The sequence below is a fragment of the Pseudomonas sp. xss_2 genome (assembly GCF_043104195.1).
GTDB lineage: Bacteria > Pseudomonadota > Gammaproteobacteria > Pseudomonadales > Pseudomonadaceae > Aquipseudomonas > Aquipseudomonas urmiensis.
This window is the reverse complement of the sequence record NZ_JBICKL010000004.1, coordinates 17,050-38,062: the sequence shown is the minus strand read 5'-3', so window position 1 is coordinate 38,062 and position 21,013 is coordinate 17,050. Positions and strand designations below refer to the sequence as shown.

At 63.4% G+C, this 21,013-nt stretch carries 18 protein-coding genes; 13 read left to right on the top strand and 5 right to left on the bottom strand.

Annotation, left to right across the window (positions count from 1 at the left end; translation table 11 throughout):
- The first annotated feature begins 145 nt into the window (after positions 1-145).
- The 4 genes from ACF8K2_RS00420 to accC all read left to right on the top strand — a co-directional run bounded on the left by ACF8K2_RS00420 (position 146) and on the right by accC (position 4,487).
- Complete coding sequence (locus ACF8K2_RS00420) at positions 146-1,921, top strand: protein-disulfide reductase DsbD (RefSeq protein WP_392462992.1); 1,776 nt, start codon at positions 146-148, stop codon at positions 1,919-1,921.
- Between the two features lie 178 nt (positions 1,922-2,099).
- The gene (gene aroQ / locus ACF8K2_RS00415) at positions 2,100-2,552 is read left to right on the top strand and encodes a type II 3-dehydroquinate dehydratase (protein ID WP_011535870.1); all 453 of its coding nucleotides are present in this window, start codon (positions 2,100-2,102) and stop codon (positions 2,550-2,552) included.
- 100 nt (positions 2,553-2,652) lie between these two features.
- Positions 2,653-3,114 carry an acetyl-CoA carboxylase biotin carboxyl carrier protein gene (gene accB, locus ACF8K2_RS00410; protein WP_186555533.1) on the top strand — a complete coding sequence of 154 codons (462 nt, stop codon included), beginning with the start codon at positions 2,653-2,655 and terminating at the stop codon, positions 3,112-3,114.
- Between the two features lie 17 nt (positions 3,115-3,131).
- A complete protein-coding gene (accC, locus tag ACF8K2_RS00405; protein WP_186555534.1) occupies positions 3,132-4,487 on the top strand; it encodes an acetyl-CoA carboxylase biotin carboxylase subunit in 1,356 nt (451 codons plus the stop codon).
- Between the two features lie 149 nt (positions 4,488-4,636).
- Here accC and ACF8K2_RS00400 read toward each other — a convergent pair whose 3' ends face one another.
- Positions 4,637-5,227, bottom strand: a complete 591-nt coding sequence (locus ACF8K2_RS00400; RefSeq protein WP_392462991.1) for a GNAT family acetyltransferase — start codon at positions 5,225-5,227, stop codon at positions 4,637-4,639.
- A 115-nt stretch (positions 5,228-5,342) separates the two neighbouring features.
- Between ACF8K2_RS00400 and ACF8K2_RS00395 the strand changes: the two genes are divergently transcribed.
- From ACF8K2_RS00395 to ACF8K2_RS00355, 9 genes are all read left to right on the top strand, one after another.
- Positions 5,343-5,741 (top strand): ketosteroid isomerase-related protein, encoded by a 399-nt coding sequence (locus tag ACF8K2_RS00395; protein ID WP_186555536.1) that lies wholly within the window; start codon positions 5,343-5,345, stop codon positions 5,739-5,741.
- 191 nt (positions 5,742-5,932) lie between these two features.
- Entirely contained in the window at positions 5,933-6,826 is an 894-nt protein-coding gene (prmA, locus tag ACF8K2_RS00390) for a 50S ribosomal protein L11 methyltransferase (RefSeq protein ID WP_392462990.1), read from the top strand.
- 27 nt (positions 6,827-6,853) lie between these two features.
- Positions 6,854-8,200 (top strand): DUF3426 domain-containing protein, encoded by a 1,347-nt coding sequence (locus ACF8K2_RS00385; protein ID WP_392462989.1) that lies wholly within the window; start codon positions 6,854-6,856, stop codon positions 8,198-8,200.
- 175 nt (positions 8,201-8,375) lie between these two features.
- Positions 8,376-9,389 (top strand): tRNA dihydrouridine synthase DusB, encoded by a 1,014-nt coding sequence (gene dusB, locus ACF8K2_RS00380; RefSeq protein WP_186555539.1) that lies wholly within the window; start codon positions 8,376-8,378, stop codon positions 9,387-9,389.
- The gene (gene fis / locus ACF8K2_RS00375) at positions 9,386-9,706 is read left to right on the top strand and encodes a DNA-binding transcriptional regulator Fis (RefSeq protein WP_101316071.1); all 321 of its coding nucleotides are present in this window, start codon (positions 9,386-9,388) and stop codon (positions 9,704-9,706) included. Before dusB ends, fis begins: the two co-directional genes overlap by 4 nt.
- Positions 9,707-9,785: 79 nt before the next feature.
- Entirely contained in the window at positions 9,786-11,393 is a 1,608-nt protein-coding gene (gene purH, locus ACF8K2_RS00370; protein WP_186555540.1) for a bifunctional phosphoribosylaminoimidazolecarboxamide formyltransferase/IMP cyclohydrolase, read from the top strand.
- Between the two features lie 182 nt (positions 11,394-11,575).
- A complete protein-coding gene (gene purD, locus ACF8K2_RS00365; protein ID WP_186555541.1) occupies positions 11,576-12,868 on the top strand; it encodes a phosphoribosylamine--glycine ligase in 1,293 nt (430 codons plus the stop codon).
- A 138-nt stretch (positions 12,869-13,006) separates the two neighbouring features.
- Complete coding sequence (locus tag ACF8K2_RS00360; protein ID WP_392462988.1) at positions 13,007-15,778, top strand: response regulator; 2,772 nt, start codon at positions 13,007-13,009, stop codon at positions 15,776-15,778.
- Positions 15,779-15,950: 172 nt separating this feature from the next.
- Positions 15,951-16,547: a MarC family protein gene (locus ACF8K2_RS00355; protein WP_392462987.1), complete on the top strand. Its 597-nt coding sequence runs from the start codon at positions 15,951-15,953 to the stop codon at positions 16,545-16,547.
- Positions 16,548-16,553: 6 nt separating this feature from the next.
- On the opposite strand, the gene cobJ is transcribed toward ACF8K2_RS00355, so the two are convergent.
- From cobJ to cobG, 4 genes are read right to left on the bottom strand one after another with little or no spacing between them, the layout of a single operon-like run.
- Complete coding sequence (gene cobJ, locus ACF8K2_RS00350; protein ID WP_392462985.1) at positions 16,554-18,260, bottom strand: precorrin-3B C(17)-methyltransferase; 1,707 nt, start codon at positions 18,258-18,260, stop codon at positions 16,554-16,556.
- The gene (locus tag ACF8K2_RS00345) at positions 18,248-18,982 is read right to left on the bottom strand and encodes a precorrin-2 C(20)-methyltransferase (RefSeq protein WP_186555545.1); all 735 of its coding nucleotides are present in this window, start codon (positions 18,980-18,982) and stop codon (positions 18,248-18,250) included. The genes cobJ and ACF8K2_RS00345 overlap by 13 nt, the downstream gene beginning before the upstream one ends.
- Positions 18,979-19,605, bottom strand: coding sequence for a precorrin-8X methylmutase (locus tag ACF8K2_RS00340; protein ID WP_368972698.1), 627 nt, complete (start codon positions 19,603-19,605; stop codon positions 18,979-18,981). Before ACF8K2_RS00340 ends, ACF8K2_RS00345 begins: the two co-directional genes overlap by 4 nt.
- Positions 19,598-20,923 carry a precorrin-3B synthase gene (cobG, locus tag ACF8K2_RS00335; protein ID WP_392462984.1) on the bottom strand — a complete coding sequence of 442 codons (1,326 nt, stop codon included), beginning with the start codon at positions 20,921-20,923 and terminating at the stop codon, positions 19,598-19,600. The genes ACF8K2_RS00340 and cobG overlap by 8 nt, the downstream gene beginning before the upstream one ends.
- Positions 20,924-21,013 lie beyond the last annotated feature (90 nt).

Genomic DNA, 21,013 nt, shown 5'->3' with positions numbered 1-21,013 from the left:
TACACGTGGGAGCGGGCTTGCCCCGCGATAGCGATGGTGCAGGCAGCACAATTCCAGCGGCCATGTGTCGCGCCACAGCCTGGTACAACCCCAATCAACAGCAACTCCGCTATCATGCCCCCACGTTCCACCTCGCGAGTCCGCCATGCGCCGCCTGTTTTTCCTGCTGTTCCTGCTGCTGGCAAGCCCCGCCTTCGCCAGCGGCCTGCTCGATAACCGCCCCAGCGCCACCCTCGGCGCGTCTTCGCTGAGCAACAGCGCCGACTTCCTGCCGGTGCACGAGGCCTTCAAGCTCAGCCTGGTCAGTAGCGACGCGCACACCATCAAGCTGCGTTTCGTTGCCAGCGACGGCTACTACCTCTATCGCCACCGCTTCCAGTTCCGCAGCGAGCCGGCCGACATCGCCCTGGGCGCAGCGCAGATCCCGCCTGGCGAGGCCAAGCACGACGAATTCTTCGGCGATGTCGAGGTGTATCACGGCGTCCTCGACATCACCCTCCCACGCCCAGCCGCCGATCAACGTGCCTTCACCCTGCTGGTGGGCTACCAGGGCTGCGCCGACAAGGGTTTGTGCTATCCGCCGGAAACCGCGCGACTGCCGATCACTGGCGAGGGTGGCGTAGTCCCAGGCTCATCAGACGCCGGCTGGAATTGGAAATCGTTGTTGCTATTCTTCCTAGCCGGTGTCGGCCTGACCTTCACCCCCTGCGTACTGCCGATGCTGCCGATCCTCTCTGGGGTGGTCCTGCGCGGTCAGGTTGGCGGATGGCGTGGCTTGAGCCTGTCGCTGGCCTATGTGCTGCCGATGGCCGCCTGCTTCGCCGTGCTCGGTGCGCTGATGGGCGTCTTCGGTGCCAGCCTGAACCTGCAGGCGCGCCTGCAATCGGCCTGGGTACTAGTGCCGTTTGCGCTGTTTTTCGTGATCTTCGCCCTGGCCATGTTCGGCTTATTCGAGCTCAAGCTGCCGCAAGCCTTGAGCAATCGCCTGGACAGCGTCGCCAACCGCACCAAAGGTGGCTCGCTGCTGGGCGCGGCGGTGCTCGGGGTACTCTCCAGCCTGCTGGTTTCGCCTTGCGTCTCGGCGCCGCTGGCCGGCGCCCTGCTGTATATCAGCGCCAGTGGTGATGCGCTGGGCGGCGCGTTGAAGCTGTTCGCCCTGGGCCTGGGCATGGGTGCGCCACTGTTGCTGGTGGCGACCGGCGGTGCAGCCTGGCTACCCAAGAGCGGTGCTTGGCTCAATACCGTCAAGAACGCGATTGGCGTACTGCTGCTGGGCCTGGCGATCGGTCTGCTCAGCCGAGTCTTGCCAGGCCCAGTGACGCTGCTGCTGATTGGTCTGCTGGCGGCAGGCGTAGCGCTGTTCCTTGGCGCGCTGGAGTTTGTCACCAAGACGCCCCGGGAACGCCTGGCGCAACTGCTGGGCCTGGCCCTGCTGGTGTATGCGCTGGCCTGCTGGTACGGCGCCTTGAGCGGCCAGGGCGATCCGTTGCGGCCACTGCCGCACGCCGCAGTGGCGACAAGCGCAGGCACATCGGTGAGCAAGACCGATGCCTGGCAGACCATCACCACCCCCGCAGCGCTGGATGCGGCCTTGGCTCAGGCCAAGGCGGCAGGCCAGCCGGTGCTGCTCGACTGGTACGCCGACTGGTGCATCAGCTGCAAGGTGATCGAGCACGAAGTGCTCAGCGCACCCCAGGTGCAAGCTCAGCTGGGCACCTTCAAATTGCTGCGTTTCGATATCACCGAAAGCAACGCCGAGCAGCGCGGCCTGCTCGACCGTTACCAGCTGTTCGGCCCGCCAGCACTGCTGTTCTTTGCCGCGAACGGCAGCGAAATGACCAGCGATCGGGTCATTGGCGAAATAAACGCCGGCGAATTTGCAGACATTCTCACGCGCGTGCGCGGCAAACTCGGTCTATAACTTCCCGCTGACTGGGACTTTTCTCTGTATAGGTGACCAAAATTAATCATTTGGTCACATACTTTGCGCGAATCTCGGACATCGTGCTGGCTATTGCAGGGAACTGGACACTCGTGGTCGCTTTGCGGCATAGTCGCCGCGCATGTCGAATTGCCCTACAAGACCAAGGAACCCGCAGATGGCAACCCTACTGGTGCTGCATGGCCCCAACCTCAACCTGCTCGGTACCCGCGAGCCAGGTCACTATGGTGCCGCCACCCTCGCCCAGATCAACCAGGACCTGGAGCAGCGTGCCCGCGCCGCAGGCCACCATCTGCAGTACCTGCAGAGCAATGCCGAATACGAACTGATCGACCGTATCCACGCCGCGCGTAACGAAGGCGTCGACTTCATCCTGATCAATCCGGCTGCTTTCACCCACACCAGCGTCGCATTACGTGACGCATTGCTGGCAGTGAGCATCCCATTCATCGAAGTGCACCTGTCCAACGTGCACAAGCGTGAACCGTTCCGTCATCACTCCTACTTTTCCGATGTTGCTGTAGGGGTGATCTGCGGCTTGGGCGCCACCGGTTACCGGTTGGCCCTGGAGTCTGCGCTGGAACACCTGGCTGCCAACGCACAGCCCTGATGACACAAGGCCTTGGCCCCTTGGGGCCGAGGTCATAGAGAAACGTTTTCGACACGTTTTCAAATTACGTCCCCGACCGAACCTTGGGAGTTGCTGATTAATGGATATCCGTAAAGTCAAAAAGCTGATCGAACTGCTGGAAGAGTCCGGCATCGACGAACTGGAGATCAAGGAAGGCGAAGAGTCCGTTCGCATCAGCCGTCACAGCAAGACCCCAGCTGCCCAGCAGTACTTCGCTCCACAACCGATGCACGCAGCGCCCGTCGCCGCCGCTCCAGTTGCAGCCGCACCGGTTGCTGAAGCCGCTGCCGCCGCACCCGCACTGAAAGGCACCGTGGTCCGTTCGCCGATGGTAGGTACCTTCTACCGCAAGCCTTCGCCGACCTCGCCGAACTTCGCTGAAGTCGGTCAGAGCATCAAGAAGGGCGACACCCTGTGCATCGTCGAAGCGATGAAGATGATGAACCACATCGAAGCCGAAATCGGCGGTGTCATCGACGCCATCCTGGTAGAAGACGGTCAGCCGGTTGAGTTCGACCAGCCGCTGTTCACCATCGTTTGATTCGCGGAGAGCCAACGATGTCTGGGAAGCTGGAAAAAGTCCTGATCGCCAACCGTGGGGAAATTGCCCTGCGGATCCTGCGTGCCTGCAAAGAGCTGGGCATCAAGACCGTCGCCGTGCACTCCACGGCCGACCGTGAACTGATGCACCTGGGCCTGGCAGACGAGTCGGTCTGCATTGGTCCTGCTTCGTCCAAAGACTCCTACCTGCACATCCCGGCGATCATCGCCGCTGCCGAAGTGACAGGCGCTACCGCAATCCACCCTGGCTACGGCTTCCTCGCGGAAAACGCCGACTTCGCCGAGCAAGTGGAGAAATCCGGTTTCGCCTTCATCGGCCCGAAAGCCGATACCATTCGCCTGATGGGCGACAAGGTTTCGGCCAAGGACGCGATGATCAAGACCGGCGTGCCAACCGTTCCGGGTTCTGACGGCCCACTGCCGGAAGACGAAGAAACCGCCCTGGCGATCGCTCGCGAAGTCGGTTATCCGGTGATCATCAAGGCCGCCGGTGGCGGTGGTGGTCGCGGTATGCGCGTGGTGCACAAGGAAGAGGATCTGATCTCCTCGGCCAAACTGACCCGTACCGAAGCCGGTGCAGCCTTCGGCAACCCGATGGTCTACCTGGAGAAGTTCCTGACCAACCCACGTCACGTGGAAGTTCAGGTGCTGTCCGACGGCCAAGGCAATGCCATCCACCTGGGCGATCGCGACTGCTCCTTGCAGCGCCGTCACCAGAAGGTGCTGGAAGAGGCTCCGGCCCCAGGCATCGATGAGCAGGCCCGCCAGGAAGTCTTCAAGCGTTGCGTCGATGCCTGCATCGAGATCGGCTACCGTGGCGCTGGCACCTTCGAGTTCCTCTACGAGAACGGTCGTTTCTACTTCATCGAGATGAACACCCGTGTTCAGGTGGAGCACCCGGTTTCGGAGATGGTCACCGGTATCGACATCGTCAAGGAGATGCTCAGCATCGCCGCTGGCAACAAGCTGTCGTTCACCCAGGAAGACGTGGTGATCCGCGGTCACTCGCTGGAGTGCCGGATCAACGCCGAAGACCCGAAGAAGTTCATCCCAAGCCCAGGTACCGTCAAGCACTTCCATGCCCCAGGTGGCAATGGCGTGCGGGTCGATTCGCACCTGTACAGCGGCTATTCGGTTCCGCCGAACTATGACTCGCTGATCGGCAAGCTGATCACCTACGGCAAGGATCGCGACGAGGCCATGGCGCGCATGCGCAATGCCCTGGACGAGATCGTCGTCGACGGCATCAAGACCAACATCCCACTGCACCGCGACCTGGTGCGTGATGAAGGTTTCTGCAAAGGTGGCGTCAACATCCATTACCTCGAGCACAAACTGGCTAACCAGGATTGATCTTGAGCTAATGCTGTTGTGAAGAACCCCGGCCTGGTGCCGGGGTTTTTTTTGAGCTATCGCCGTGGTTACACGGCGTCCCCTCGAACTTGTAGCCTCTTAGAGCGAGCAAGTGCTGCGCCCTGCGCAGCTGCCGGGCCGTCTGGCGCTCAGAGCGGCAGCGGCTTGAGCCAGAACGACATGATCTTGGACGATTCCTCCTGCTCATCCAGATCGCGCCAGGCGTGTGAGCTGCGCAAGGATGGCTCGTCAAGAAACCCCCGGTTGCGCCAGAACCCGTGCAGTGGCTTGTAGTCCGTCGGCCTTAGTGGATGACCATTCGGGCGCTCCACCGTGCAGAACGCGCAATAGTCGAATTCAGCCAGCTTGTGCGCATAAGACTCGCGTTCGATGAAAAAGCGCACCCCCAGGCCCCTGCCTCGATAGGCGGGTAGCAACACCGACTCAGCAAAGTAATAAACGCTTGCCGGATCGCGCCCCTGCGCCAGGAACGGCTGCTGCAACTGGCTCGATCCATCGACCAGCGGCAGGCCAAGCGAGGCACCAACCAGCTTGCTATCGTCCAGGGCCAGGACCACCAGACTACGCCCAGAGCGGGCGTAAATGGCCAGGTAGTCGGCCTCAGACTCCAGGGTGCCATCATAGAGGTAGGGAAATTCGCGAAACACCGTCAGGCGCAGGCGAGCGAGGTCATCGATGTAAGGCGCAATCGCGGCGCCGTGCAGCAGGCGGATTTCCATGCGGGGCGGTCGTTTTGTCGATGTGGATGACGTACTCGGCTAAGCCGGGCCTGAGTCAAGACCCTATCATCGCTTGCATGCCCCCTCCTTTCCCGAACACGACAGGAACATTGCCATGACCGCTACTGAACTGGTCAACGCCTACTACCGCGCCCTCAACGCCAAGGACCTGCCAGCCTTGCTCGCCCTGCTCAGCGAAGATGTGATCCATGACATCAACCAAGGCGAGCGGCAGATGGGCAAGCGAGCGTTTGCCGCGTTCTTGGACAACTTCAACCGCTGCTATAGCGAGCGCTTGGCCGATCTGGTGGTCATGGAAAATACCGAAGGCACTCGCGCAGCGGCCGAATTTACCGTGCATGGGGCGTATCTTGCCGATGCCCCTGGGTTGCCCCCGGCCAAAGGGCAGACCTATGTGCTATCGGCCGGGGCGTTCTTCTATATCCACTGCGGCAAGATTGCCCGGATAAGTCATTACTCCAACCTCAATGATTGGCTCGAGCAGGTGGTGTGAGCCCTGCCCCGCGCTGTAGCCCGTGCGCTGTTGATTCAACGCGCGCCAGAGCAAAAACGCCATCTGCCTGGTGCGCCATCATCCACTCTGCCACTAGCAGCAAATCGCACAAACCCCACGCACTCAAGTAAACTGCACCCCTTCGCGCAGCCCAGTGCTGCCCCCAACTCGATTCATCAAAGGTACCCGCCATGCCCTGGCTGCAAGTACGCCTGGCCATCAGCCCAGAACAAGCCGAAACCTACGAAGATGCCCTGCTGGAAGTGGGTGCTGTCTCGGTGACTTTCATGGACGCCGAGGACCAGCCGATCTTCGAGCCGGACCTCAACACCACCCCGCTGTGGTCGCACACCCACCTTTTGGCCTTGTTCGAAGCCGATGCCGAGCCTGAGCAGGTATTCGCCCACCTGCGCCTGCTGACCAACGCCGAACTGCCCGAGCACCACGCCGAGGTGATCGAGGACCAGGACTGGGAACGCAGCTGGATGGACAACTTCCAGCCGATGCGCTTCGGCCGTCGTCTGTGGATCGTGCCGAGCTGGCATGAAGCACCGGAAAAAGATGCAGTGAACCTGCTGCTCGATCCGGGCCTGGCCTTCGGCACCGGCACCCACCCGACCACCGCACTGTGCCTGGAATGGCTCGATGGCCAACAGCTCCAGGACAGCCAGGTGCTGGACTTCGGTTGCGGCTCGGGCATTCTGGCCATCGCCGCGCTGCTGCTCGGCGCCCGCGAAGCGGTCGGCACCGACATCGACGTACAGGCGCTGGAAGCTTCGCGCGACAACGCCGGGCGCAATGGCATAGGCGCAGAGCGCTTCCCGCTGTACCTGCCGGAACACATGCCGGCCATGCAGGCCGACGTGCTGGTCGCCAACATTCTCGCAGGCCCATTGGTGTCGCTGGCCTCGCAATTGTCCGGGCTGGTTCGCCCCGGTGGCCTGCTGGCGTTGTCGGGGATCCTCGCCGAACAAGGTGAGGAAGTCGCCGCAGCCTACGCCAAGGACTTCGACCTGGATCCGATCGCTGAACGCGACGGTTGGGTGCGCATCAGTGGTCGCCGTCGTTCGGCCGGCCTAGAATAATTCCTTGCACAACCCCCGGATTGCCGCATGACCGACAGTTTCGTCACCCAGTGCCCGCATTGCCAGACCAGCTTTCGCGTCACTCATCATCAGTTGAGCGTGGCCCGTGGGGTGGTTCGTTGCGGCCAGTGCCTACAGGTGTTCAACGCCGCCAAGCAGTTGCTTGAGCAGAACCGCGCCGGCACTGCCCAGCCCGCTCCGGCGACGGCCGTCGCGCCGACGCCAGAAGCTGTCGCAGCGCCAGCACCGGCGCCTGTCGACGCGCCAACCGCCGACAACTGGGCGGCCACCTCGCAAGCCCTGGATGACCTCGACCTGGACCAGGCGCTGGCTCATCTGGAGCGCCGTGACCAGCCGGTAGAAGGCCAGGCCGAAGCCCGCAACGATGCGCTGCAAGCCCGGCGTGACGATCACAGCCTGGACGAACACCACGACCAGCCGTTCGGCAATGCCACCGACGAGCCCGCGCAAGAGCTCCCGGCGCTGCTCGAGCCACAGCCGCCGTTGATCGAGGCACAACCGCTGGACCTGGAACCGGCCCCCGGCGAGCGCACCGAGCCAACCCTGAGCCTGGACCTGGAAGCCGACGACGAACCGGCTCGTCAACAACCGACAATTGCCCTGGACGAGCCTGAGCCTGAGCTACATCAGCACGACCGGCTGGCCGCGCGCGATGACGACGAGCTGACGGAAAAAGGCATATCCGCGCTCGACGACGAAATGCGCAGCGAGCACCTCTCGGCCCATGCCGACGACGACCTCGACCCAGCCCACAACGAACGCAACGAACGCATCGAACCCGGCCTCAGTGCCCGCGCCACGCGGCGCAAAGAGCCGTTGATCGATGTGGTCGACGACCCGTTGCAACTGGACTGGCAAAAGCCCAAGGCCAATTGGGCCAAGCGCCTGCTGTGGGGCACCCTGACCTTGCTCGCTGCCGGGCTGCTGGCGTTCCAGTATGTGTGGTTTCATTTCGACGAGATGGCCCGTCAGGATCAGTACCGCCCGTGGTTCCAGCAGCTGTGTCCGCTGGTGGGCTGCCAAGTGCCCACCCGGGTCGATATCGCCCGGATCAAGAGCAGTAACCTGGTAGTACGCAGCCACCCGGACTTCAAAGGTGCCCTGATCGTCGATGCAATCATTTACAACCGCGCGCCATTCTCCCAGCCCTTCCCGCTGCTGGAGCTGCGCTTCGCCGACCTCAACGGTCAATTGATTGCCAGCCGTCGCTTCAAACCCAGCGAATACCTCTCCGGCGAATTGGCCGGTCGCGGCGAAATGCCTAGCCAGACGCCCATCCACATCGCCCTGGATATCCTCGACCCAGGCCCGAAGGCGGTGAACTACAGCCTCAGCTTCCGCTCTCCGGAATAACCACCCCACCCGGTCGCCGGTTTACCGGCGCCGGAGGGCTGTCCCAAACCCAGGGGCATAAGGCCGCAGCTGTTCAGATTTTATCCAGATTCATCTTTATCCGGTCATCGAGAGCGGGTATTATGCCAACCCTTTTTCGAACTCCAATGATTCGGCCCCACAACAGGGAACACCTATGTCGGCGGTACGCATCGGCCCTTATACACTGCGAAACAACCTGATCCTTGCGCCCATGGCCGGGGTTACGGACCAACCTTTCCGCACACTTTGCCAACGCCTCGGCGCAGGCATGGTGGTCTCGGAAATGGTCAGCAGCGACATGAGCCTGTGGGACAGCCGCAAGTCGCGTCTGCGCCGCATCCATGAAGGCGATCCCGAGCCACGCTCGGTACAGATCGCCGGCGGTGATGCGCAGATGATGGCAGCGGCGGCCCTGGCCAATGTCGAGGCGGGCGCCCAGATCATCGATATCAACATGGGCTGCCCGGCAAAAAAAGTCTGCAACAAGGCCGCAGGCTCTGCTTTATTGAGAGATGAAGCCTTGGTCAGCGAGATCCTCCATGCCGTGGTCGGCGCAGTGGAGGTCCCGGTGACGCTGAAGATTCGTACCGGTTGGGACCGGGCGAACAAGAACGGCCTGAACGTGGCGAAGATCGCCGAGCAGGCTGGCATCCAGGCGCTTGCGGTGCATGGCCGCACACGCGCCGACCTGTATACCGGCGAAGCCGAGTACGACACCATCGCTGCGATCAAGCAGGCGGTGTCGATCCCGGTTTTTGCCAACGGCGATGTAACCTCGCCAGAAAAGGCCCGACTGGTGCTCGACGCCACCGGTGCCGACGGCCTGCTGATCGGCCGTGCCGCCCAAGGGCGGCCGTGGATCTTCCGCGAGATCGAGCATTACCTGCGGACCGGCCAACACCTGCCAGCTCCCGAGCTGGACGAGGTGGAACGCATTCTGCTGGAGCACCTGGCCGCGTTGCATGCCTTCTATGGCGATGTGATGGGCGTACGTATCGCCCGCAAGCACGTTGGCTGGTACCTGGCAACACGACCCGGCGGCAAGGAGTTTCGCTCCCGGTTCAACGCTTTGGATGAGACACAAGCGCAGTGCGCCAACGTTCGCGAGTTCTTTCGCGAATGTCGACAGAGCCTTGAAACAAAGGACGAACAAGGGGTGGCCGCATGACGATGATGACCGAGACTTTAGTGAGTGGAACAACGCCCGTGAGCGACAACGCCAACCTCAAACAGCACCTCAATACGCCAAGCGAAGAGGGCCAGACCCTTCGCGACAGCGTCGAGAAGGCGCTGCATAACTACTTCGCCCACCTCGAAGGCGCTTCCGTCACGGACGTGTACAACCTGGTGCTCTCGGAGGTCGAGGCGCCGCTGCTCGAAAGTGTGATGAACTACGTCAAGGGTAACCAGACCAAGGCCAGCGAGATGCTCGGACTCAACCGAGGCACCCTGCGCAAGAAGCTCAAGCAGTACGACTTGTTGTAAAGCCAGAATCCCAATCAGAAAAGGCGGCTCCCGAAGGAGGCGCCTTTTTTGCTGACTCCACCGCGTTATGGAATCCGAAATGACCGACCAGACTACCCGCCTGCCGATCCGCCGCGCCCTGATCAGCGTCTCCGACAAGACCGGTATCCTCGAATTCGCTCGTGAGCTGCAACAGCTCGGTGTCGAGATCCTGTCCACCGGTGGCACCTACAAGCTGCTCAAGGACAACGGCGTCGACGCGGTGGAAGTGGCCGACTACACCGGCTTCGCCGAAATGATGGACGGCCGGGTCAAGACCCTGCACCCGAAAATCCACGGCGGCATCCTCGGCCGTCGCGGCACTGACGACGCCATCATGAACGAGCACGGCATCAAGCCGATCGACCTGGTTGCGGTCAACCTGTACCCGTTCGAAGCCACCATCGCCAAGCCAGGCTGCGACCTGCCGACCGCGATCGAGAACATCGACATCGGCGGCCCGACCATGGTCCGCTCGGCGGCCAAGAACCACAAAGACGTGGCCATCGTGGTCAACGCCAGCGACTACAGCCAAGTACTCGAAAGCCTCAAGGCCGGTGGCCTGACCTACGCCCAGCGCTTCGACCTGATGCTCAAGGCATTCGAGCACACTGCCGCCTACGACGGCATGATCGCCAACTACATGGGCACCATCGACCAGGCCAAAGACACCCTGTCGACGCAAGAGCGCAGCGCCTTCCCGCGCACCTTCAACAGCCAGTTCGTCAAAGCCCAGGAAATGCGCTACGGCGAGAACCCGCACCAGAGCGCGGCGTTCTACGTTGAAGCGAACAAGGGCGAGGCGAGCATCTCGACTGCCGTTCAGTTGCAGGGCAAAGAGCTGTCGTTCAACAACGTCGCCGACACCGATGCCGCGCTGGAATGCGTGAAGAGCTTCGTCAAGCCGGCCTGTGTGATCGTCAAGCACGCCAACCCGTGCGGCGTTGCCGTGGTCCCGGAAAACGAAGGCGGCATCCGCCAAGCCTACGAGCTGGCCTACGCCACCGACACCGAGTCGGCTTTCGGCGGCATCATCGCCTTCAACCGCGAGCTCGATGGCGAGACCGCCAAAGCCATCGTCGAGCGTCAGTTCGTCGAAGTGATCATCGCGCCGAAAATCTCCCAAGCTGCCCGTGACGTGGTCGCGGCCAAGCAGAACGTGCGTCTGCTCGAGTGCGGCGAGTGGCCAGCCGAGCGTGCTGCCGGTTGGGACTTCAAGCGCGTCAACGGCGGCCTGCTGGTACAGAGCCGCGATATCGGCATGATTGGCGCTGACGACCTGAAGATCGTCACCCAGCGCGCGCCGAGCGAGCAAGAAATCCACGACCTGATCTTCGCCTGGAAAGTGGCCAAGTTCGTCAAATCCAACGCCATCGTCTACGCCAAGCAGCGCCAGACCATCGGCGTCGGCGCCGGCCAGATGAGCCGCGTCAACTCGGCCCGTATCGCTGCAATCAAGGCCGAGCATGCTGGCCTGCAGGTGCAGGGTGCGGTCATGGCCTCGGACGCGTTCTTCCCGTTCCGTGATGGCATCGACAATGCAGCTAAAGTCGGTATCACCGCGGTTATCCAGCCAGGGGGTTCGATGCGTGATGCTGAAGTCATCGCCGCTGCCGACGAAGCTGGCATCGCGATGGTATTTACCGGCATGCGCCACTTCCGCCACTGATTTACGACAATCGGCCGCACTGAAGCAGGCATCTGCTGCGTTGGGGCCGGTTCCGCTGATGCTCATTGCCAGAAGGCAACTGCGCTCAGCGCAACCGTCCCCGCCTTGCATCTACCTGCTCCATTGCGACCTCGTACAGCGTGAGGCTTTGCCTCCCGTCCGAAAGAATTCGAGGTTTTGACATGAAAGTTTTGATCATCGGCAACGGCGGCCGTGAGCACGCCCTGGCCTGGAAAGTCGCCCAGGACCCACGCGTTGAGAAAGTCTTCGTCGCTCCCGGCAACGCTGGCACCGCCACCGAAGCCAAGTGCGAGAACGTCGACATCCAGGTCACTGCCCTGGAGCAACTGGCCGACTTCGCCGAAAAGAATGTCCAACTGACCATCGTCGGCCCGGAAGCGCCACTGGTCGCTGGTGTCGTCGACCTGTTCCGCAGCCGCAACCTGGATTGCTTCGGCCCAACCGCCGGCGCCGCCCAGCTGGAAGGCTCGAAGGCCTTCACCAAGGACTTCCTGGCGCGCCACAAGATCCCCACCGCCGACTACCAGAACTTCACCGAGATCGAGCCAGCCCTGGCTTACCTGAAGGAAAAAGGCGCACCGATCGTGATCAAGGCCGACGGCCTGGCCGCCGGTAAAGGCGTGATCGTCGCCATGACCCTGCAGGAAGCCGAAGACGCTGTACGCGACATGCTCGCCGGCAATGCCTTCGGTGAAGCCGGTTCGCGCGTCGTCATCGAAGAATTCCTCGATGGCGAAGAAGCCAGTTTCATCGTCATGGTCGACGGCCACAACGTGCTGCCAATGGCCACCAGCCAGGACCACAAGCGCGTTGGCGATGCCGATAGCGGCCCGAACACCGGCGGCATGGGTGCCTACTCCCCGGCGCCAGTGGTCACTGCCGATGTGCACCAGCGGGTCATGGACCAGGTGATCTGGCCGACCGTGCGCGGCATGGCCGAAGAAGGCAATGTCTACACCGGCTTCCTCTACGCCGGCCTGATGATCGACAAGGCGGGCAACCCCAAGGTCATCGAGTTCAACTGCCGCTTCGGCGACCCAGAAACCCAGCCAGTCATGCTGCGCCTGGAGTCGAGCCTGGTGCTGCTGATCGAAGCAGCGTTCGCCAAGGCCCTGGACAAGGTCGAAGCACAATGGGATCCGCGCCCGAGCCTGGGCGTGGTGCTGGCTGCCGGTGGCTACCCGGGCGACTACGCTAAAGGCGCTGTGATCAGCGGCCTGGACGCTGCCGCCAAGCTGGAAGGCAAAGTGTTCCACGCTGGCACCGCGCTGAAGGATGGCCAAGTCGTGACCAACGGCGGCCGCGTGTTGTGCGCCACTGCCCTGGGCCAGACTGTCGAGGCTGCGCAACAGCAAGCCTATCGCCTGACCAAGGAAGTCAGCTGGGACGGTAGTTTCCATCGCAGCGACATCGGCTACCGGGCCATTGCCCGCGAGCGCGGTGAGCAACAGTAACATTGCATTACCGAATGGCCGTGAAGCCCCTGGCGCACGGCCTTCGGCTCGTCGACAAGGCCCCGATGGGCCTTGCCTTCGCCTTGGCGCGCCGCGCATAGTTGTTATCCGGCACATTAGCTAAGAAGGGATTTCGTCGTGCGTCGGCTTCGGATTGCCACTGCCCTTATCGTCAGCCTGCTGACCTTGCTCTGCCTGCTCCCGGCTTCGGCCGATCAAGGCGGTGGTTGGACGGTGCTGCTCGACGAACAGGCCAACCTGCAATTGAGCGATGTGCGCTCGGACCGCTACCGCAACCAATTCAGTCCCTTGCAGCTCAACGAGCTACAAGCCTCCGCCGCCGATCAAGCGCTCTGGCTGCACTATCGCCTGGAGCCCGGTGAGCAAGAACGCCTGCTGCGGGTATTCGCCCCAGACCTGTCGCGCCTAGACCTCTACGCACTGGACGGCGAAAAGCTGCTGCGTCAACTGCAACACGGGCAACAGGCCGGCGATGCCAGCCCGACCCTGCGCGGCAGTGATCACGTGTTACCGCTACCCAATAGCAGCCAGCCGCTGGATATCTACCTGCGCCTGGTCTCGGAACATCAACTGCGTCCCGCGATCAGCCTGGAGACCGCCGCCTCGGCCGCGACCGACCAGACCCGCCCCTTGTTGTTCGGCCTGCTGTTCGGCGGGCTGGTGATGCTGATCCTGCACAACCTGATTCGCTTCTTCTACAGCCGCTCCAGTACCACCCTGATCCTGGCGCTGTATCACGGCCTGATGCTGCTCAGTGGGTTGATCCTGCTCAACCTCAGCGGGCCCTGGTGGCACCTGTGGCATAGCGCCCAGACCCCAGCCGCCTATTTGACCCTGGTGATGGCGGGCCTGGCCGGCTTGTATTTCACCCAGCACTTCTTCAGCCCCTGTGGCTCGCCGCGGCTTAACCGGCTACTGCAAGGCGAGATGCTGGTGGCTGCCGTCAGCGGCCTGGTGCTGCTGTTCGTCGACACCTTGCCGCTGAACCTGATGACCTACGCCCTGCTCGCCGTGGGCAGCGTGAGCATGCTGCTGGTCAGCAGCTATCACTGGTACAAAGGCTACGGCCCGGCGCGCCTGTTTGCCCTGGCGATGCTGGTGTTCAACCTGGGCGGCCTGGTGCTGCTGCCGGCCCTGCTGGGCCTGACCCGAACCTCGACGCCCTGGTTGCTGTGCATCCTCATGGCCTTGACGGTAACCAGTGGCCTGCTGCTCAACCTGGCGGTCAGCGAGCGCCTGCGCAAGATCAGCGAGGAGCGCTTCCGCGCCAGCCGCGCACTGGCCGCCAGCGATGCCGAGATCAACGCCAAGGCCGAATTCCTGGCCAAGATCAGCCACGAGATTCGCACCCCGATGAACGGTGTGCTGGGCATGACCGAACTGCTGCTCGGCACGCCGCTGTCGGTCAAGCAACGCGACTACGTGCAGACCATCCACAGCGCCGGCAACGAGCTGCTGACGCTGATCAACGAGATCCTCGACATCTCCAAGCTGGAGTCGCGGCAGATCGAGCTGGACGATGTGCAGTTCGACCTCAATGCACTGATCGAAGATTGCCTGAACATCTTCCGGGCCAAGGCCGAACAACAGAATATCGAGCTGATCAGCTTTACCCAGCCGCAAGTCCCTCGGGTTATCAGCGGCGACCCGACGCGGCTGCGCCAGGCCCTTTCGAGCCTGCTGGAAAATGCCCTGAAAAACACCGAGCAAGGCGAGATCCTGCTGGTGGTGGCGCTCGACCAACGTGCCGACCAGCCACGCCTGCGCATTGCCGTGCAGGATAGCGGTACAGCCATGCCCCAAGCCGAGCGCGAAGCGCTGCTGCAGGCCGAATTGCACAGCCACCAGTTCCTTTCCAGCAACAAGCTCGGTGGCCACCTGGGCCTGGTGATTGCCAAGCAGCTGATCGGCCTGATGCAGGGCGAGTTCGGCATCAAGAGCAGCAGCAACATGGGCAACACCCTGTGGCTGACCTTGCCACTTGACCCCTCGCGCCTGGAGCAACCACCGGCCGACCTCGACGGCCCGCTGCGCGATGCGCGGGTGTTGGTGGTGGACGACAACGACACTTGCCGCAAGGTGCTGGTGCAGCAGTGCAGCGCTTGGGGCATGAATGTCAGTGCCGTGCCCTCGGGCAAGGAAGCGCTTGCCCTGCTGCGCACCAAGGCGCATTTGCGCGACTACTTCGATGCGGTGCTGTTGGACCAGAACATGCCCGGCATGACGGGTATGCAGTTGGCGGCGAAGATCAAGGAAGACCCAAGCCTTAACCACGACATCCTGGTGGTGATGCTCACCGGTATCAGCAATGCGCCGAGCAAAGTGATTGCCCGCAACGCCGGCGTCAAACGCATCCTGGCCAAGCCGGTGGCCGGCTATACCTTGAAAACCACCCTGGCCGAAGAGCTGGCCCAGCGGGGGCGCGAACAGGCGATCCCAGCAGTGTTCGCCGCACCTACGCCAGCGGTGGAACTGCCGGTCGATTTCCATGTGCTGGTGGCCGAGGACAACAGCATTTCGACCAAGGTCATCCGCGGCATGCTCGGCAAGCTCAACCTGGAGCCGGACACCGCCAGTAATGGCGAAGAAGCCCTGCGCGCGATGAAGGCACGGCGCTATGACCTGGTGCTGATGGACTGTGAAATGCCGGTACTCGATGGTTTCTCCGCGACCCAGCAGTTGCGTGCCTGGGAGGCCGAGAATCAGCGCCAGCGCACGCCGGTGGTGGCCCTTACCGCGCACATTCTCAACGAGCACAAGGAACGCGCGCGCCTGGCCGGGATGGATGGGCATATGGCCAAGCCGGTGGAATTGTCGCAGTTGCGCGAGCTGATCCAGTATTGGGCGGGCCAGCGTGAGGCCAAGTCCGACACACTGCATACCTCATGATGACAATGTGGGCTCTATCGCGGGGCAAGCCCGCTCCCACGAGGACCTTGTAGTCACCCTGCGTCTGCGTGGGAGCGAGCTTGCCCCGCGATAGCGCCCGCACTGCTCAACGCGCTCAGGCCTTCACAGCTGATACACTTCCTCGCACCCTCCCCCGCCATGGACCTCGGCCATGCTCCATGAGTTGTTCAGCGTCTACCTGAAAATGCTCGTGCTCTACAGCCCGTTCTTCGTGCTGTCCTGCTTCATCAGCCTGACCCGCGGTCACTCCAGCAAAGAGCGCAAGCAGCTGGCCTGGCGCGTGGCCATTGCCGTGTTGATCGCCAGCGTCCTGCTGTACTTGTTCGGGCGGGTGATTTTCGGCGTGTTCGGCATCACCGCCGACGCCTTTCGCATCGGCGCTGGCAGCGTGCTGTTCATCTCGGCGCTGGGCATGGCTCAAGGCAAGCCGGCGGTGCAGGCCGATAACGTCCAGCAGGATGTGACCATCGTACCGCTGACAATCCCCCTGACCGTCGGCCCCGGTACCATCGGCGCGCTGCTGGTGATGGGCGTCGGCCAGCCGCACTGGGACGACAAGCTGCTGGCCATCGTCAGCATTACCCTGGCCAGCTTCACCGTCGGCCTGGTGCTCTATTTGTCCCACCGCATCGAGCGGATCCTCGGCGACCAGGGCTTGCAGATCGTCAGCCGGCTGATGGGGCTGTTCGTCTGCGCCCTGGCGGCGCAGATCATTTTCACCGGGATCAAAGGTTACCTGATGTCCTGAACCCCATCAGGGTTTTTCGCCATACCAGCGCGGGGTGTACACCCACTCACCACCACCGTCACGCCCGAAGGTACAGGTCAGCGACGAGCCGATCAGCACCATGGTGCGCATGTCGACCATTTCCGGCTGCAGCTCGGCGAGGGTCACCACCCGTAGCGTCTGCCCTGGCCGGCCAATGTCGCGCCCCAGCACTACCGGCGTCTGCCCCTGGCGATGGCGACGGACGATATCCAGGGCCACACCCAGTTGGGTCGGCCTGGACTTGGAGATCGGGTTGTAGAACGCCAAGACCAGATCGGCCTGAGCGGCCAGGTCCAGACGCTTCTCGATGATCGACCAGGGCTTGAGGTTGTCGGACAGCGACATCACGCAAAAATCGTGGCCCAACGGCGCTCCCGCTTGCGCGGCGGTGGCCAGCGATGCCGAGACGCCTGGGAGAATCTCCAGATCGACCCGATGCCAGGCCGGATCGCTGGACTCGTGCAGCGCTTCAAGCACCGCCGCAGCCATGGCGAACACGCCCGGATCACCCGACGACACCACCACCACCGAACGCCCGGAAGCGGCCAGCTCGAACGCATGCCGGGCACGCTGCATTTCTTCGCGGTTATCGGTGCAGTGCAGCACCTGATCAGCGCGGAACGGGCCAGCCATGCGCACATAGGTTTCATAACCCAGCACATCCTCGGCCCGCGCCAGCTCGGCCTTGACCGCCGGCACCATCAGCTCGGCCGCGCCTGGGCCGAGGCCAATCACCGCCAGCCGGCCCCGTGCTCGCCCGAGCTTGGCGACCTCGATGGGTGCTGGGGTCGCGGCGATTACCACGTTTGAAACTGCCAGCGTCTGCGCCTCAGGCAAGACGTGCGCGACCATGCTCTGCAGGCTGCCGGCTGGCGCCGCGAAACGCAGCGGTACGTCCAGGGCGCGCGCAGCTTGGTGCAGCGCGGGGGCAGCCATATCCTGCTCACTGGCCAGCAAGCAGGCCAAAGCTTGCTCGGCGATGTTGGCTTCGGCCAGCGCCGCGCGCACTTCAGTGGTAAGGTCCGCCTGGGTGGCGCTGACCGCCACCAGCACCGAGCGCGAGTGGATCAGCAGCTCATCGCGATGGTCCGGGCGGGCTTGGTAGCCCACATGGATAGTGCGCTGCGCGTGAGCATCAGCCGGCAGCTGCGCGTGCGCCAGCCACGGCGCATCGCCTTCGATGCGCACGCTCTGGCCGGCCAGCAGATCAGAAACGAACCGCTTGCCCTGCTCCAGATCGGCCAGGGTGTAACCCTCTGGCGGGTTGAGCAGGCAGGTGCCGAAGCGCAGCTCACCACTGGTGGTGATGGCAGGCGCCACACCCAGCGCCTCGCCGATCTCCCGCGCCATGAGGTTGACCCCGCCCAGGCCGCCGAGCAGCGGTACCACTGCACTGCCATCTTCGGCCACGGCCAGCACGGGCGGCTCGACGTCCTTTTCGCTGAGCAGGCAAGCCAGGGTGCGAATCACGATACCCGCCGCGCACAGGGCAATGATCGGCGTGTCCTGCTGATACAGGCCACGCAGCGTCTCGCCAAAGGATTCATACAGGCTGTCGACCGCCTCGACCCGACCGCGCAGGCCGTGAAGGGTGGCCTGTGGATAAAGCTGCTGGATCCGCTGCGCGGTGGCCAGGCTGCCAGCGCCGAGGATGACGATTGCGGGGGCCTTGCGCATGTTCATCCCTGCCATTTTTCCCCCGGCACGATGATCAGCGAGAAGTATGGCGAAGACTGCGGGTCGACCTCTTGCAGCGGGACGATCTTCTGGTTGGCCATGGTCGCGCGTTCAACGTACAGCGCACGCCCTTGCAGACCGAGCTCGCCAAGCACCTGGCGGACCTTGGGCAAGTTACGCCCCAGTTTCATCACCACCGCCGCATCGGCATCGGCCAGCCGGCGCTTGAGTTCTTCGGCAGGCAGCACGCCAGACAGCACGGTCAGCGTCTGGTTGCGGTAGACCAGCGGCGCACCCAGCACCGAAGCACCACCGAGCATCGAACACACGCCCGGGATCACTTCGGCCTCATAACGCTGGGCCAGGCGATCATGCAGGTACATGTACGAGCCATAGAAGAACGGATCACCCTCGCAGATCACCGCCACATCCCGGCCGGCATCCAGATGCGCGGCCACTTGTTGGCCGGCTTCATCGTAGAAATCGCTGATCACCTGCTCGTAGGACAACGGCGCCGGTAACACTTCGGTGGTTACCGGGTACACCAGCGGCAGCAGGGTCTGCTCGGCTTGCAGGTGCGCCTCGATGATGCCAAAGGCATTGCCGCGCTTGCCCTTGGCGACGAAGTACGCCACCACCGGCGCCTCGCGCAGCAGGCGCAGGGCTTTGACGGTGATCAGTTCAGGATCGCCAGGGCCTACGCCCAGGCCGAGAAGACGTCCACGCGCCTGCATCATTCGACCTCCGTGGCCAGTGCGTTGACCGCCGCCGCCGCCATGGCGCTGCCACCCAGTCGGCCCTGCATGATCACGAACGGCACCCCACGGCTGTCTGCAGCCAGCATGGCCTTGGATTCGGCGGCGCCGACGAAGCCCACCGGGAAGCCCAGGATCAGTGCTGGTTTCGGCGCGCCGGCATCGATCATTTCCAGCAGGTAGAACAGTGCGGTCGGCGCGTTGCCAATCACCACCACGCTGCCTTCCAGGTGCGGCCGCCACAGTTCCAGGGCCACCGCCGAGCGCGTGTTGCCCTGTGCTTTGGCCAGGTCGGGCACGCTCGGGTCACGCAGGGTGCAGATCACCGGATTGTTGGCCGGCAGCCGCGCGCGGGTGATGCCTTCGGCGACCATATGCGCGTCGCACAGGATTGGCGCGCCCTTGGCCAGGGCTTCACGCCCCGCCGTACCCGCACCTTCGGAGAATTGCAGGCCGTCGATGGCCTCGACCATGCCGCAGGCGTGGATCACCCGTACAGCGAGTTTTTCCAGGTCAGCGGGGATCCGCTCGAGCCTGGCTTCCTCACGGATGATCCGGAAGGAATTGCGATAGATCTCCTGACCATCGCGGATGTAGTCAATCATCAAGGTGCTCCGTGGGCAGGTCGAGCATGGCGCCTGCTTCTTTCAAGGTAAGGTCGCTGGCGCGCAGGGCTCCGAAGCCCGGCAGGCGCGCATCGCGCAGATAAAGGTCATAGCGGCCCGGCGCGCGGGCCAGCAGGGTGGCCGGGGCAACATGGGCCGCGGCGCAGGATCGGCTGCAGCCGGACAGGTGCACACTGGCCAGCGCGCCAGCAGGCAACCCGCTGGCCAGGGTGAGGGCATCGCTCTTGGTGTCGGCCTGGGCTTTGGCGCAGCCGCTGGAGCCGGTGCAGGCGGTGAGGCGCGCCAAGGGCTGCGCTGCATCGCAAAGCAGACCGAGGACTTTGAGCTCGGCTTGGGCGGCGTCGATCTGCGCGGGGTCGATATTGGTCAGTACCGCGCTCTGCCAGGGGCTCAGGCGCAGTTGACCGTCGCCTGCCTGGCGCGCAATACGGGCAACACCGCGCAGCATGGCGGGGGTCAAGCGGCCCAGGGGCGGGGCGATGCCCAGGGCCAGGCCCTGCCGTTGCGTCAGCCTGCCCAACCAGCCCGTGCGGATCGCTGAACGCTGCCAGCCAAGCACCGCGGCGTCGCGACGGATCTCAAGCCCCAGTCCGGCGATGAAGCGCTCGGCCGGACAGGTTTCGAGCAACTGGCGCATCCGCGATTGCTCAGGGCTGGCCAAGTCGAGGAAGCGCTCCAGTACCGCACGGGTCAGCGCCAGCCCAGCCTGCACAGGGACCGCACCCAGTGCCCGGCTTGGGCACCCTGCCAGGCCGAATGCCAGCCAACGCTCGCCATCGAGCTCAACCGCCGAGAGCCACAGGTCATGCGGGTGTTCAAGCATCGCCAGGCCTTCGCCGCCATCGAGCTGCACGGCAAACTTGGCCGACAGCTGGTGCAAACGCGGGGTGCTTTCGAGCATCTGCAAAATCTGCGCAGCGAGCGGCTGGGTATCGACGAGCATGAGCGGATCGAGGCCGGCCAATGGGCTGAGCATCACGTTGCGCACATCGTCGCCCGCGGCTTCACGCGGGCCGAGGCCGGCTGCGAGCAGGTGCTCGATCAGCTCGCGATGCTGCGCGCCAATGCCGCGAATCTGCAGGTTGGCGCGGTTGGTCGCCTCGATCACGCCGCCGGCAAATCGCTCTGCCGCCGCAGCGACGGCATCGGCCTGGTCGGCCAGCAGCACACCACCGGGCAGCTTGATCCGGCAGATACCGCCATCGCGCGCGGCAACGATACGCCACAACCCCGGGCAGGCCGAGGGGCGGGGCGAAATGGCGGGGGGCAGGGACGGGTTCAAGAGGGCATCCGGCAATCGTCAAAGTGCGCTTGAGTGTAGAAGGCGCGGTATTATGCCTGCTTTGTCCGGCGGCATGAAAAACCGGCGGTCGAAGATCGTATGGAA

Bases quoted from the DNA above. Each gene is read 5' to 3' on its own strand.
- cobJ (WP_392462985.1), bottom strand. From the start codon at position 18,260: ATGGCAGGGATGAACATGCGCAAGGCCCCCGCAATCGTCATCCTCGGC.
- dusB (WP_186555539.1), top strand. From the start codon at position 8,376: ATGTCGGCGGTACGCATCGGCCCTTATACACTGCGAAACAACCTGATC.
- ACF8K2_RS00345 (WP_186555545.1), bottom strand. From the start codon at position 18,982: ATGATGCAGGCGCGTGGACGTCTTCTCGGCCTGGGCGTAGGCCCTGGC.
- prmA (WP_392462990.1), top strand. From the start codon at position 5,933: ATGCCCTGGCTGCAAGTACGCCTGGCCATCAGCCCAGAACAAGCCGAA.
- aroQ (WP_011535870.1), top strand. From the start codon at position 2,100: ATGGCAACCCTACTGGTGCTGCATGGCCCCAACCTCAACCTGCTCGGT.
- fis (WP_101316071.1), top strand. From the start codon at position 9,386: ATGACGATGATGACCGAGACTTTAGTGAGTGGAACAACGCCCGTGAGC.
- purH (WP_186555540.1), top strand. From the start codon at position 9,786: ATGACCGACCAGACTACCCGCCTGCCGATCCGCCGCGCCCTGATCAGC.
- ACF8K2_RS00355 (WP_392462987.1), top strand. From the start codon at position 15,951: ATGCTCCATGAGTTGTTCAGCGTCTACCTGAAAATGCTCGTGCTCTAC.
- ACF8K2_RS00420 (WP_392462992.1), top strand. From the start codon at position 146: ATGCGCCGCCTGTTTTTCCTGCTGTTCCTGCTGCTGGCAAGCCCCGCC.
- accB (WP_186555533.1), top strand. From the start codon at position 2,653: ATGGATATCCGTAAAGTCAAAAAGCTGATCGAACTGCTGGAAGAGTCC.
- purD (WP_186555541.1), top strand. From the start codon at position 11,576: ATGAAAGTTTTGATCATCGGCAACGGCGGCCGTGAGCACGCCCTGGCC.
- accC (WP_186555534.1), top strand. From the start codon at position 3,132: ATGTCTGGGAAGCTGGAAAAAGTCCTGATCGCCAACCGTGGGGAAATT.
- ACF8K2_RS00395 (WP_186555536.1), top strand. From the start codon at position 5,343: ATGACCGCTACTGAACTGGTCAACGCCTACTACCGCGCCCTCAACGCC.
- ACF8K2_RS00385 (WP_392462989.1), top strand. From the start codon at position 6,854: ATGACCGACAGTTTCGTCACCCAGTGCCCGCATTGCCAGACCAGCTTT.
- ACF8K2_RS00400 (WP_392462991.1), bottom strand. From the start codon at position 5,227: ATGGAAATCCGCCTGCTGCACGGCGCCGCGATTGCGCCTTACATCGAT.
- ACF8K2_RS00340 (WP_368972698.1), bottom strand. From the start codon at position 19,605: ATGATTGACTACATCCGCGATGGTCAGGAGATCTATCGCAATTCCTTC.